The sequence below is a fragment of the uncultured Photobacterium sp. genome (genome assembly GCF_947502415.1).
In the GTDB taxonomy this organism is placed as follows: Bacteria; Pseudomonadota; Gammaproteobacteria; order Enterobacterales; family Vibrionaceae; genus Photobacterium.
Map to the genome: position 1 here is coordinate 110616 of NZ_CANMZV010000006.1, position 13122 is coordinate 123737.

General features: G+C 48.1%; 11 protein-coding genes. 5 read left to right on the top strand and 6 right to left on the bottom strand.

Translation table 11 applies throughout. The features are described 5' to 3' along the window. Nucleotides 1-133: 133 nt before the first annotated feature. Entirely contained in the window at nt 134-2656 is a 2523-nt protein-coding gene (locus Q0852_RS08480; protein ID WP_299016960.1) for a VCBS repeat-containing protein, read from the top strand. Nucleotides 2657-3071: 415 nt separating this feature from the next. On the opposite strand, the gene pfkA is transcribed toward Q0852_RS08480, so the two are convergent. Together pfkA and Q0852_RS08490 are read right to left on the bottom strand one after the other, a co-directional pair. Then, the gene (pfkA, locus tag Q0852_RS08485; protein ID WP_299016963.1) at nt 3072-4034 is read right to left on the bottom strand and encodes a 6-phosphofructokinase; all 963 of its coding nucleotides are present in this window, start codon (nt 4032-4034) and stop codon (nt 3072-3074) included. Nucleotides 4035-4592: 558 nt separating this feature from the next. Further along, nucleotides 4593-5093 (bottom strand): CpxP family protein, encoded by a 501-nt coding sequence (locus tag Q0852_RS08490; protein ID WP_299016965.1) that lies wholly within the window; start codon nt 5091-5093, stop codon nt 4593-4595. 198 nt (nt 5094-5291) lie between these two features. On the opposite strand from Q0852_RS08490, the gene Q0852_RS08495 reads away from it, so the two are divergent. The 3 genes from Q0852_RS08495 to trmL all read left to right on the top strand — a co-directional run bounded on the left by Q0852_RS08495 (nt 5292) and on the right by trmL (nt 7988). Continuing rightward, nucleotides 5292-5984, top strand: coding sequence for a response regulator (locus tag Q0852_RS08495; RefSeq protein WP_299016968.1), 693 nt, complete (start codon nt 5292-5294; stop codon nt 5982-5984). A gap of 70 nt (nt 5985-6054) precedes the next feature. Beyond that, nucleotides 6055-7416, top strand: coding sequence for an envelope stress sensor histidine kinase CpxA (cpxA, locus tag Q0852_RS08500; RefSeq protein WP_299016971.1), 1362 nt, complete (start codon nt 6055-6057; stop codon nt 7414-7416). A gap of 107 nt (nt 7417-7523) precedes the next feature. Further along, nucleotides 7524-7988 carry a tRNA (uridine(34)/cytosine(34)/5-carboxymethylaminomethyluridine(34)-2'-O)-methyltransferase TrmL gene (gene trmL, locus Q0852_RS08505; RefSeq protein ID WP_299016974.1) on the top strand — a complete coding sequence of 155 codons (465 nt, stop codon included), beginning with the start codon at nt 7524-7526 and terminating at the stop codon, nt 7986-7988. 73 nt (nt 7989-8061) lie between these two features. Here the strand turns inward: trmL and cysE are convergent, their stop codons facing one another. The 4 genes from cysE to Q0852_RS08525 form a co-directional block, all read right to left on the bottom strand. Next, on the bottom strand, nt 8062-8883 hold the full coding sequence (gene cysE, locus Q0852_RS08510) for a serine O-acetyltransferase (RefSeq protein ID WP_299016977.1): 822 nt from the start codon (nt 8881-8883) through the stop codon (nt 8062-8064). 167 nt (nt 8884-9050) lie between these two features. Then, entirely contained in the window at nt 9051-10067 is a 1017-nt protein-coding gene (gene gpsA, locus Q0852_RS08515; RefSeq protein ID WP_299016980.1) for an NAD(P)H-dependent glycerol-3-phosphate dehydrogenase, read from the bottom strand. A gap of 17 nt (nt 10068-10084) precedes the next feature. Beyond that, nucleotides 10085-10555, bottom strand: a complete 471-nt coding sequence (gene secB, locus Q0852_RS08520) for a protein-export chaperone SecB (protein WP_299016985.1) — start codon at nt 10553-10555, stop codon at nt 10085-10087. 139 nt (nt 10556-10694) lie between these two features. After that, complete coding sequence (locus Q0852_RS08525) at nt 10695-11144, bottom strand: rhodanese-like domain-containing protein (protein ID WP_299016988.1); 450 nt, start codon at nt 11142-11144, stop codon at nt 10695-10697. 432 nt (nt 11145-11576) lie between these two features. Between Q0852_RS08525 and gpmM the strand changes: the two genes are divergently transcribed. Beyond that, nucleotides 11577-13118: a 2,3-bisphosphoglycerate-independent phosphoglycerate mutase gene (gpmM, locus tag Q0852_RS08530; RefSeq protein WP_299016991.1), complete on the top strand. Its 1542-nt coding sequence runs from the start codon at nt 11577-11579 to the stop codon at nt 13116-13118. Nucleotides 13119-13122 lie beyond the last annotated feature (4 nt).

Consider the following 13122-nt stretch of genomic DNA (forward strand, 5'->3'; position numbering starts at 1 on the left):
TATGACAAAACCAGATTTTGTCATAAAGTGAGATATTGTGTGAAAAATAAGATGGTTAACAACATGATATAAAGCATACCAATCAAGTATCATTGCGAAAATTTCATAACATATAACTTGGAGTTATAACTAGATGCTTGATATAAACAAAGTGCTAATCACTTTGGCGCTTGTACTTACGATGACTGGTTGCGGAGGGGGTAATGATAATCCTACGCCTAACCCAGAAAATATTGAACAATTTCAAGAACTTCAACAGAAAGTGCAATTCAATCCCACGTTCGCCGCACAATTTTTTGAACGGTCTCAAACAGCAGCCCCTCAAATTCAAAAACGTCATGCGCGGAGCTTTGAGAATGTTACGGCAGCGGATGCGCCGACGACAGATATCCGTTACAAGGGAAAGATGACAATCACAGATACCCTGAACAATCAGACTCGACAGCTGGAATGGCCGCTGACGCTTAAATCAGACGGTACAGTGGTTTCTCACCGAACTTTGGCACTTGAACCAGGTAATTATGACTTTGTTGTGCTGCTGGAACACAATGGTCATCAATATACAGCGCAATCCCTCGCTGTTGATGTCGTTCATAACCAGCCCCTGATTGTTGATCTAAAACTGCAACCGCACCTCGGGGATACACTTATCAACTTAGATGATATCGGGGGTCTATCCAAACTAAACTTCAGTTATCCGGCTGAAGAACTGAAAAGCCTGAACAATCCGAAACTCGGTATTGCGATTGGCGACGGAGATGAATTAATTTTCGATCTCAACAAAGAAACCGGTTTAAGTGAAATCACCCTAGCCTACAAAGAAGGCGATTATCCACTGGCATTAAACCTGTACGATGACAATCGGTTAGTTGGAGTGATCCAACAGGCAGACACTGTCATTAATCTTCATTCAGGTGAAGCCAGCGAAGTAAACTTAATTCCTTTGCAAGCCGATGTCGATTTTCGCCTTAATATTAATGATCATGACAACACCAGCAAATTTAATTTCACTGTGCCGCAAGCCTTGGTTGAACGTGTGGGTGGTGCTGAAAAATTGGCTATGGTTCTGCGCCTGTCTTCAAGCACTGAAACGCAAGAAACGTTGCGATTTTTCCATGAAGAGAATGACCGGTACATCAGCACAGATGGCACACCATTGCGATTTGATACTCAGGGGCAAGAGCGGGTATCGGCTTATCTTACTTTTTATCCAAAGAGCCAGGATAACCAATACAATGAAATGCCACTGGCTTCGTGCACTTTCTTCGTCGATGTAGGCATTAACCAAAACCTGAGCTGTAAATTAAGTGTGGATGCCTCGCATCGTATTCATGGTCATATTTTGGCCAGCCTGATGCTAAACGTTCAGCACAGCGATCTGACAATGGCCAAAGGGGCTAAAGTTTATATCGACGATAAATTGATTGGCCTAACGGGCAGTGAGTACAGTACCTCTTCACTGAAAACCCATCTCCTTGCGGGTGAACACAAAGTTAAGATTGAGAAAGAGGGCAGCATAGCCGAGTTAACGCTAACCTTGTCGCCACTGGATGTGGTAAATAAACTGGTGTACTTAGAGGAACGCCCAAAAGGCAGCGGCGTTTTTGTTGATAGTGGTCAAAGGTTTAGCGATACTGGCTCTGTTGAAGCAGTCGCCCTTGGTGATGTAAATGGCGATGGCTTTCTCGATATTGTCCAAGCGAATGCATACAATGAACCCAATTATATCTTCCTTAATGATGGCACGGGCAAGTTCACCGACAGCGGGCAAAGACTGGGTAAAAATCACACGACCTCTATCGCCTTGGGTGATATGAATGGAGACGGCCATCTGGACATTGTGGCGGGAAATAGTGCCCGCTTTTCAGACGATGGAAATGTTAATTACATCTACTTCAATGATGGCCGAGGGAACTTCACTGACATCAAGGGAGTATCGGGCAATAATAATACCGCCTCTATCGCACTGGGCGATATGAATGGGGACAGCTATCTCGATATTGTCGAAGGAAATTCAGGCAAAGCACATGATAAGATCTACATTAATGATGGTCAGGGAAAGATGACCCATATCGCTACTCCTTATGGCACCGACAAAAATACAAAGTCTATCGCCCTGGGTGATATGAATGAAGACGGGTACTTGGACGTTTTTGTGGGGAATATTGGGGGAGCATCCGTGAAAGATTACGTTCTCCTTAATGATGGCAAGGGCAATCTTCGCGATAGCGGACAAAAATTAGGTGGCGGGTCTACACATACATCTTCTTATGGTCTTGGCGATGTGAATGGAGACGGTCACCTGGATATAGTCCCATCTAATTCAGATCGAGCCTACCTCAATGATGGCAAGGGTAAGTTCACCTACAGTGAACAAAAAATGAGCCATCGCACTTATATGGAAACCGTTTTAGGCGATATAGATAATGATGGCGACCTGGATATAGCAACAGCACAGTCTTCCATCGCAGCGATCATGATCAATGATGGCACAGGAAACTTCCTCGACGGCCAGAAGATAGAGGGCACCAGCTCCTATAACAACAAGTCCGCGCTAGGTGACCTGGATAATGATGGCGATCTGGATCTCCTCATTGCGGGATATATTCAAAAAGGAAATTCCAATAAAACAATTTACTTTAATCAGAATCGATAATTAATCACACATCACCGAAAGCGCGCTAAATAGTTAACGCGCTTTTTTCAGGGGGCGAACTGCCCATTTTTATTCACCGACTACAACTCAACACCAGTGATTGTCCCCCTTTCTCCTTCGTCTGATTTCCACCTTACACTTCCACCTTACACATTGATATGATGCAAAACTAACGCATTGGAATGGCTGTCATCAAAAACCACTTTCTTCGGTATTCCATATCGGCCGATAGCCTTTGACCTGGCTTTTTCACTTGTCGGGCACGATGCTCCTGTAAGGAAACGTATTTGATAACCCACCGGTTGATGGTCAACATAGATATCTAACGGAAAGTAACAGCATGATATATACCGATATTAAAAAACCGGCCATCAGGCCGGTTTTTCAATCAAGCTATTTAGAGAATAAGCTGTGCTTAGAACAGCTTATCAGCTAAATCGTACAAGTCTTTACGAACTGGACGTTTCATGTTCTCAATCGCATCGATGATGTCGTGGTGAACCATTTGCTCGTTCTGGATACCCACACAACGACCACCTTCACCTTTCAGCAACAACTCAACCGCATAAGCACCCATACGTGAAGCCAGGATACGGTCGAATGCCGTTGGCTGACCGCCACGCTGGATGTGACCCAGTACAGTTGCACGAGTTTCACGACCAGTTTCATCTTCGATGTACTTAGCCAGCTCATTGGCATCGGTCATCAGCTCTGTCAATGCAATGATTGCGTGCTTCTTGCCTTTGTAGATACCTTCTTTGATCTTCGCCAGCAGCTCTTCTTTGTTCAAACCGGTTTCTGGTGTGATGATATATTCACAGCCACCAGCAATCGCAGACATCAGGGTAAGATCGCCACAGTGGCGGCCCATGACTTCGACGATAGAAATACGCTGGTGAGAAGAAGACGTGTCACGTAGACGGTCAATCGCATCAATAACGGTATTCATTGCCGTCAGGTAACCAATTGTATAATCAGTACCTGCTACATCGTTATCGATCGTGCCTGGAAGGCCTATACACGGATAACCCATCTCAGTCAGCTTTTTCGCACCCATGTAAGAACCGTCACCACCGATCACAACCAATGCGTCGATGCCGTGGATTTTCAGGTTCTCAATTGCCTGAGTACGCACTTTCTCATCTTTAAATTCAGGAAAACGTGCTGAACCCAAGAAAGTACCACCTTTATTGATCACATCTGATACGCTTGAGCGAGTCAGCTTCTCAATACGGTTCTGGTGTAGGCCCTGATAGCCGTCATATACACCATAAACTTCCAGGCCTTCAGACAATGCAGCACGCACAACACCGCGAATCGCCGCATTCATACCAGGTGCGTCACCACCACTGGTCAATACACCAATCTTTTTAATCATGGTTACCCTCTGACTTTGGGAAATGAAAATTCAAATCCGACACGAGTTACCAAGGTTCCCCCGCTTGGCACCATAAGCCGATATATTGTGCTTATGCTCGTGTAAACTGTAACTTTCCTACTAATGTAGGAGTATTACAATTTTGATAAAAAATTTTGTTGATTCACATCACGATCACTTCGGACTTCAGCCAACCACGTGACTTTTGCCTGAATTGACAACGGATATGAAACGAAACTGTTAGCATTCTGGTTGACGACCTGGCAAACAACTAACTGCAAGCAGCCAAAATAGAGTCATACCTTAAGTATATATCCTGTCATCAGAGCCACCAGCCGTGCATGAGGGAGAGTGATAACCGTGGTGGCTGGGTGTTTTCATCCATGATAATCACGCCTGTTCATGAGCACTCACTGGGCAATATCCCGCAGTATAGCTGTTTTATGATGAAAATTAATAACAAAAAATGACAGAAAATATGAATTTCATACCAGTTCAAAGTTTCAAAACCACAAAAAAGCCGCAACCTAAGTTGCGGCTTCAGTCATCCGAAAAAGCTTACTGGTCATCGTCAGCCCAGCGTCCTTCACAGTGCGATCGGCGATCCTGCTGTAACTGTTTAAATTTTTCTTTTTGAGCCGGAGTCAGGACTTTCAGCATTTCATGGCGTTTTTGCAGCATAGCGACACGGTGCTCTATTTGTTGGTCTGACATCTGCTTAGCCAAAGCACGTACTGCATTTTCATCAAAGTTTTCAGCCAGCATCAGGTTCTGCATCTGCTGGTGATAACCACGCATGCTGTCAAAATGCTCACGGTACTCAGTGCGCATCGCATCACGATTAGCTCGGCGATAATCCCGCACCTGGTCACGCTGCTCATCAGTCAGATCCAAATCACGGAACATCTCGCGGCCATCGAAATTACCACAACCTCCTCGGCCATCTTGATAACCATGGTGTCCGCCTTTATGGCCTCCACCGTAAGCCAGTACGCTCGCCGAGCCCAATGCGAAAGGAAGAGCGATTGCAATTAACACTGTTTTCTTAAATTTTGTCATGATTGTTCTCCAGTTTCCGTCAGCAGGTATAAGTCTAGAATAATCCCTGCTAGGTAAAGTGCTGTCTGCCAAACGTAAAACTGCGTAAAGCCAACTTTTGAAAGCTTGGCTGAAAAGAGGAGATTAGCGATACTGGAGCTATCCCATTAATCTTAACACGCCTCCCCGCAAAGGCAACCAGATGCATAAGGTGGTAATATGGCAAAAATTCTGCTCGTCGATGATGACACTGAACTTACTGCACTGTTAACGGACATCCTTGAGATGGAAGGCTTCGAGATCATTGAAGCAAACAATGGCGAGCAGGGGCTAAGCAAAGTCGATGACAGCATCGACCTGATCCTGCTTGATGTCATGATGCCGAAAATGAACGGCACTGAAATGCTCCGTAAACTACGCGAACAGCACAGCACGCCAGTATTGATGCTGACAGCGAAAGGCGAGGAAATCGACCGGGTACTGGGACTGGAACTGGGAGCCGATGACTACCTACCGAAGCCTTTCAGCGATCGGGAGCTGCTGGCCCGGATGCGTGCCATCCTGCGCCGGACTCAACACACCGACAGTGATCACCGCCAATCCCCAGATTGCCTGACCTATCAGGATATTAATATCTATCCGGGGCGACAGGAGGTGCACTGCAACGACCAGGCTATTGATATGACGGGCACCGAGCTGGCCCTGCTGAGCTATTTTATCCAGCACCCCGGCCAGATCATTTCTAAACATGAGCTCAGCCTGGAAGTGTTGGGCAAGCGCCTGGCACAGTTTGACCGGGCTATCGACATGCATGTATCCAACTTGCGGAAAAAGCTGCCCGTACGGAGCGATGGCAAACCGCGAATTAAAACCTTGCGCGGCAAAGGCTACCTGCTGGTAGAGGAGATCTGATGCCACTGCCTATTCTGACAACATTCCTATCCCTTCAAGCCCAGTTGTGCGTATCAACAAGGAGGGCTTCATGAAACTGCCCCGCTTTTCCAGCCTGTACGGACGGATTTTTGCCACCTTCTGGTTAACGCTGCTGATCATCGTACTTGTGCTCTTATTGCTGCCAAACCTCGATCCGCGCTCACAGCATACAATTCCGGAACCACAACTTAAGCGATTCCAGGACTCTGCGCTCAACATTTCAGATAAAATCACCTACAGCAGAGGCTCGCTGGAAGATAAACTTCGTCGTTTTGCTGATCACAAGCGCCATCAAGGCTTTCAGCTTTACTTCACAACGATCGAAGGAGAAATCATCAGCCCGGGCGGTCGCAACAAAGCCCTGCGTAATTTCATTACGATGGCCGATAGCCCGGACACGCCAAGGCAAAAACTTTACGGCCGCTGGATGATGGCAGGCCCATTTGCTGTCACCGATCAACAGCAAACCATTCTGATGTATATCGGCCGGATATGGCGCCAGCCGCCGCCGTTCTTCATCCAGATCCTCGATAAACCTTTCCAGCTCCTGTTACTGACAATGTTAATCAGTACCCCTCTTTTGCTATGGCTGGCCTGGGCAATCAGCATCCCGGCCCGTCGCCTACAAGAAGCGGCCGAGCGTGTTGCCACCGGAGAATTTGAAGCGGATCCAAAGCTGGAATCCGGTCCGCGAGAGTTCAAACAGGCGGGAGCCAGCTTTAATCAAATGGTTCAGGCCATCAATCAAATGATCAGCGGCCAACAACGACTGCTTTCCGATATTTCCCATGAACTGCGATCACCGCTGACCCGGCTGCGGATGGCCACAGCCCTGACACAGCGCAAACAAGGGGAAAGCAAAGAGCTTAACCGCATCGACACCGAAGCCGAGCGACTGGAAAAAATGATCAGTGAACTATTGGAGCTCTCGCGAATGCAGGTCAACAGTCATGAGCAGCGCGAGCACGCTGATGCCCGTAGCCTGTGGTATGAAATGCTGGAAGATGCCCGCTTCGAAGCCGAGCAAAATAGCAAGCAGCTAAGCTACACGCCGCTGGAAGAATGGCCGATCAGCGGTAACCCCAACCTACTGATCAGTGCGCTGGAAAACGTGATCCGTAATGCCATCAAATATGGCAACGATATCATTGAGGTCACCTTCACGCCCAAGAACGAGATACTCTCTATCGAGATAGACGACAATGGGGAAGGCGTACCGGATGAAGAACTGAATGATATTTTTCGCCCCTTCTACCGGGTTTCGGCCGCGCGCGACCGTCGCAGCGGCGGTACCGGGTTAGGGCTGGCTATCACTGAAAGTGCCATCCGCCAGCATAGCGGAACGATCCAGGCCAGCCGCAGTCCTCTTGGCGGCCTGAAGATCAGCATTACCTTACCCCTGACACAATAAATGATTACCTCAACCAAACGCTAAAGCCGGGCGTTCAGATAAGTGACTGTCTGATCACCCGGCTTTTTCGCTACAATAGAGCAAATTTTCGAGCTGAAGCCACCATTATGTTTGATATCGCCCTGTACGAACCTGAAATCGCCCCGAATACCGGCAACATCATCCGCCTGTGCGCCAACTGCGGCGCCAACCTGCACCTGATTGAACCACTCGGTTTTGATCTGGAAGAGAAAAAGCTGCGCCGTGCCGGCTTGGACTACCACGATCTGGCACATGTCCAGCGCCATAAAAACTTCGATGCTTTCATGGCAAAAATGGGCGATCGCCGAATCTTTGCCTGTACCACTAAAACCACCAACTTCCATACCAATGCCCAGTTCCAGGAAGGCGATGTGCTTTTGTTCGGCCCGGAAACCCGAGGCCTGCCTGCCGAGTTCATTGAAAGCCTGCCACTAGAGCAGCGTCTGCGTATCCCTATGCACCCGGACAGCCGTAGTCTGAACCTTTCTAATGCTGCCGCCATCATTGGCTATGAGGCATGGCGACAATTAGGTTTCAAAGGCGCGATATAGAAGCAAGCGACTCATAAAACAAAAAGCGAGAGCCTAAACTCTCGCTTTTTTAAATCTGTGTTCCGGATAACACTTAAATTCCATCACCGGCAGTAAAAGTCTGGGATGTCCCATTGAACTGCTGGTCCATATCCATCGCTGGTTTTTCACTGCTCGGGCGGCCAACAATTTTCGCCGGTACACCAGCCACTGTCGTGTGCGGCGGAACCGCGTTGAGGACAACAGAACAAGAGCCAATTTTCGCCCCTTCACCAACCTCAATATTACCCAGGATTTTGGCACCGGCACCGATCATCACCCCTTCACGGATCTTAGGATGACGGTCACCACTTTCTTTACCTGTACCACCCAAAGTGACATCCTGCAAAATAGAAACATCATTCTCAATCACTGCAGTTTCACCGATCACAATGCCGGTCGCATGGTCAAACATGATCCCCTGGCCGATAGTAGCGGCCGGATGCACATCAACCTGACAAGCCACCGAAATCTGGTTTTGCAGGTAAACAGCCAAGGCAATGCGTTTTTGCTTCCAGAGCCAATTGGCAACCCGGTAACCCTGTAGTGCATGGTAGCCTTTCAAATACAACAGAGGGATCGAATACATGCCTACCGCCGGATCCCGCTCGACAACCGCCCGGATATCACAGGCAGCCGATTCAGTGATCATACAATCGGCTGTAAATGCTTCCTCAATCACTTCACGCACAGCCATGGCTGGCATTGATGGTGTCGCCAGTTTATTGGCAAGAATAAAACTGAGTGCCGCAGCCAGGTTGTCATGCTTGATAATAGTGGCATGATAAAAGCTGGCTAACATCGGCTCCTGCTCTGACTGCGCTCGCGCTTCCCGCGTGATCGCCTGCCAGACCTCATGTTGTTGACATTCCCTCACATCACCCTCTTATTATCCAATCATTCAGTTTAGCTATCTGTTTAACTGTAACCTGCGCAGAAAAAAAAACAACGCGAGCATATCGCTCACGTTGTCTTATCTCATCAGCATTTCTATCCACCGAGGTTACACCCAAACGGATTTCCTCATGGTCAAGAAAATAGCCGTTATTCGTCTTTTTTCTCGCGAGCCAACAGATCTTTGGCTGCTTCACGAGCATCTTTATCCTGATAAAGTACCTGATAAATCTGCTCAGTGATCGGCATTTCAACACCAAGACGCCGGGAAAGCACCCAAACTTCTTTGGTATTGCGATAACCTTCAACCACCTGGCCAATTTCTTCCTGGGCGGTATCAACCGACTTGCCCTGACCCAGAGCCAGACCAAAGCGGCGGTTGCGCGACTGGTTATCGGTACAGGTCAGCACCAAATCACCCAAGCCAGCCATACCCATAAAGGTTTCCGGCTGAGCACCCAGCGCAGCTCCAAGACGACACATTTCCGCCAAGCCACGCGTGATCAGTGCGGTACGGGCATTGGCACCAAAACCGATGCCATCCGACATACCGGCACCGATGGCAATCACGTTCTTCACCGCGCCGCCCAGTTGCATACCAATAAAATCGGTATTGCTATATACACGGAAAGTCTTGCTGCAGTGAATTTTCTCCTGCAGCTCGCGGACAAACACCTCATCCGGAGATGAAACCGCAATCGCGGTTGGCAAGCCAGCCGCCAGCTCCTTAGCAAACGTCGGGCCGGACAAGACAGCCAGCGGCACGCCTTCGCCCAAGGCATCGATAGCCACATCTTTCAGCAAGCGACCGGTTTCCGGCTCAAGGCCTTTAGTCGCCCAGCAAATTCGCGAGTCATCGCGCAGGAAAGGCTTCACATTCGACAGCACCTCACCAAATACATGGCTCGGCACTACCACCAACAAATCCTGACTAGCTTTTACGGCAGATTCCAGATCGGCCGACACAATCAGCGAGTCAGGAAACGGGACGCCCGGCAAAAACGCTTCGTTAGCCCGGTCCACCTCAAGCTGCGCCATATGCGTCGGTTCATGCCCCCAAAGGATGACATTTGCACCATTACGGGCCAGAGAGATTGCCAATGAGGTACCGTAAGAACCGGCACCCAGCACTGTCATCGTGATTACTTTATCTACGCTTTGATTCATAACGACTAATCAGCTAATTAAGCTTCTGTATTTTCAGGGTTCGCTTGCGCTTGGTTCTGAAGGTAGTTCATGAACAGCGCGTCAAAGTTCACTGGAGCCAGGTTAAGCTGCGGGAACGTACCCTTAACTACTAGGCTAGAGATTGTCTCACGTGCATATGGGAATAGGATATTCGGGCAGAACGCACCTAGGCAGTGAGCCAGCTGAGGCGCTTCCATACCAGACACTGTGAAGATACCGCCTTGCTGAACTTCGCAAAGGAATGCTGTTTCTTCAGCATTTTTCACTGTTACAGTCAGACGAAGAATAACTTCAAATACACCTTCGCCTAGCTCGCGGCTTTGAGTATCCAGATCCAGTTTCACATCAGGGTTCCACTCTTTCTGGAACATATCTGGAGAGTTTGGAGCCTCAAAAGAAACGTCTTTCAGGAAGATACGCTGGATTTGGAAGTTCTGTTGCGCTTCGTTGTTTGCTGCTTCAGCCATTTTAATGTCCTTTTCTTTCTTATTTCTCATCACATGAGATCATAAATACTCGCAACCATGATAATCATCACGCGCTGCACTAATGGGATCTTAGCCTGTAACGCAACCGGAAGATGCGCTTACCTTGGCAGCAAGAATATTACTTCTTGCCTTTGTTCGATTTACTGCGAACTAACGGCAGATTGGCTTCATTCCAAGAAATCAGGCCATCTTTCAGTAAATTAACGTTTTCAAAGCCGGCTTGGTGTAACAGGTTGGCACTCTCTTGTGCTGTCTGACCTGTCTTGCATACCACAATGATTGGGGCAGTTTTATGCTTTTCAAGCTCTGAAAAGTTCTGTTCTTTAATTTGGCCTGGCAAAATGTGAAGCGCGCCCGCAATGTGACCCTGGCGGTACTCGTCACGGCTGCGGATATCGACGAACACACCGTTTTCACGGTTTACCATGCTGGTAGCCTCATTCGGGTTCACAACGCTATAGCCTGACGTCTTCTGCTTCACATAAGACGCAATGATGGCTACCACCAAACCAACCCATACCAAAGACAAAATGGCATTACTTGTAACAAAATCGATGTATTGCTGCATGATTTTCGCTCTATTTTCCTAATATCAGACACCTGGGGTCAGGGCCAAACTCCACGTAAAAAGGAACCCGAGTATACCTTTGTCGACCTTGTTGTACAGCAGGTGTCAGCAATTACGCGCCATGGCTCACTCGATTCCAACGTTAATAGTATACGCCTTGAACAACCGCTTTCGGCTCCCACCTATCAATGAAATAGGAAAAAACTCGCCTGCAGGGCTTATATAAAAGGATAGAAATGATTATATTTCTCGTTGGAAGATAACAATCTATTTACAGCATTGTTTGATCTTACCCTACAGTTTTTGGCATAAGTTGTAGTAAAATTACACATAAACCAGACGAATCACCTTAGATATTTCAACTTTCATCAGATGTTTAATGTAATTGGTCTAAATTAAACTCAGATTTCTAACTTTATGAGAGGACAGCATATGTCTGCTAAGAAGCCACTGGCTCTAGTTATCCTGGATGGTTGGGGTTACCGCGAAGACAACGCCAACAACGCAATTGCCAACGCCAAGACACCAGTTATGGACGCCCTGATGGCAAATGAAGCCAATACCCTGATCTCTGCCTCTGGCATGGATGTAGGCCTACCAGATGGTCAAATGGGTAACTCTGAAGTTGGCCATACCAACATCGGTGCCGGCCGTGTTGTTTATCAGGATCTGACTCGCATCACCAAGTCTATCGCAGACGGCGATTTCTTCGAAAACGAAGCGCTGGTTTCAGCAATGGATAAAGCAATCAAAACCGGCAAAGCTGTTCACATCATGGGTCTGATGTCTCCAGGCGGCGTACACAGCCATGAAGACCACATCGCAGCGGCAGTTGAGATGGCAGCCAAGCGCGGCGCTGAAAAGATCTACCTGCACTGCTTCCTTGATGGTCGTGATACCCCACCACGCAGCGCTAAAGCCTCTCTTGAACGTTTCGACGCAATCTTTGCTGAGCTGGGCAAAGGCCGTATCGCTTCTCTGGTTGGCCGTTACTACGCAATGGACCGTGATAACAACTGGGATCGCGTTGAAGTCGCTTACGATCTCCTAACCGCAGCGAAGTCAGAATTCAGTGCAGAATCTGCAGTTGCTGGCCTGGAATCTGCCTACAACCGTGACGAGAACGACGAATTCGTTAAAGCAACAGAAATTCGTGCCGAAGGCCAGGACGTGGCAGCAATTGAAGATGGCGATGCCGTGATCTTCATGAACTACCGTGCCGACCGCGCCCGCCAGATCACCCGAGCTTTCGAAACAGACTTTGCCGGTTTTGAGCGTGCACAAACTCCAGCTCTAACTGATTTCGTGATGCTGACTCAGTACGCTGCTGATATCAACCTGGCAATTGCCTTTCCACCTGCGAGCCTGGAAAACACCCTGGGTGAGTGGCTGTCGAAGAAAGGCAAAAAACAGCTGCGTATCTCTGAAACAGAAAAATATGCGCACGTTACTTTCTTCTTCAACGGCGGTGTAGAAAATGAGTTTGACGGTGAGTCTCGCTCACTGGTTGCTTCACCAAAAGTTGCGACTTATGACCTACAGCCTGAAATGAGCGCACCAGAGTTGACAGATAAACTGGTTGCAGCCATCAAAGGCGGCGAGTTCGACACTATCATCTGTAACTACCCAAATGGCGACATGGTTGGCCACACCGGTGTTTACTATGCAGCAGTAGAAGCATGTGAAGCACTAGACGGCTGCATTGGCAAAGTCGTTGAAGCTATCCGCGAAGTTGGTGGCCAGATGCTAATCACTGCTGACCACGGTAACGCAGAAATGATGGTTAACCCGGAAACAGGCGGTATTCACACTGCGCACACCAACCTGCCGGTACCACTGGTTTATGTTGGCGACAAATCACTAACCCTAAAAGAAGGCGGTAAACTGTCTGATCTTGCTCCAACTATGCTGGCGCTATCAGATATCGAAATCCCTTCAGAGATGACTGGTCAGGTGCTGTTTGATCTGAAATAATCAA

What these genes read in the sequence shown, in the direction of transcription:
- Q0852_RS08480 (WP_299016960.1), top strand. Translation starts at nt 134, where the DNA reads ATGCTTGATATAAACAAAGTGCTAATCACTTTGGCGCTTGTACTTACG.
- pfkA (WP_299016963.1), bottom strand. Translation starts at nt 4,034, where the DNA reads ATGATTAAAAAGATTGGTGTATTGACCAGTGGTGGTGACGCACCTGGT.
- Q0852_RS08490 (WP_299016965.1), bottom strand. Translation starts at nt 5,093, where the DNA reads ATGACAAAATTTAAGAAAACAGTGTTAATTGCAATCGCTCTTCCTTTC.
- Q0852_RS08495 (WP_299016968.1), top strand. Translation starts at nt 5,292, where the DNA reads ATGGCAAAAATTCTGCTCGTCGATGATGACACTGAACTTACTGCACTG.
- cpxA (WP_299016971.1), top strand. Translation starts at nt 6,055, where the DNA reads ATGAAACTGCCCCGCTTTTCCAGCCTGTACGGACGGATTTTTGCCACC.
- trmL (WP_299016974.1), top strand. Translation starts at nt 7,524, where the DNA reads ATGTTTGATATCGCCCTGTACGAACCTGAAATCGCCCCGAATACCGGC.
- gpsA (WP_299016980.1), bottom strand. Translation starts at nt 10,067, where the DNA reads ATGAATCAAAGCGTAGATAAAGTAATCACGATGACAGTGCTGGGTGCC.
- secB (WP_299016985.1), bottom strand. Translation starts at nt 10,555, where the DNA reads ATGGCTGAAGCAGCAAACAACGAAGCGCAACAGAACTTCCAAATCCAG.
- Q0852_RS08525 (WP_299016988.1), bottom strand. Translation starts at nt 11,144, where the DNA reads ATGCAGCAATACATCGATTTTGTTACAAGTAATGCCATTTTGTCTTTG.
- gpmM (WP_299016991.1), top strand. Translation starts at nt 11,577, where the DNA reads ATGTCTGCTAAGAAGCCACTGGCTCTAGTTATCCTGGATGGTTGGGGT.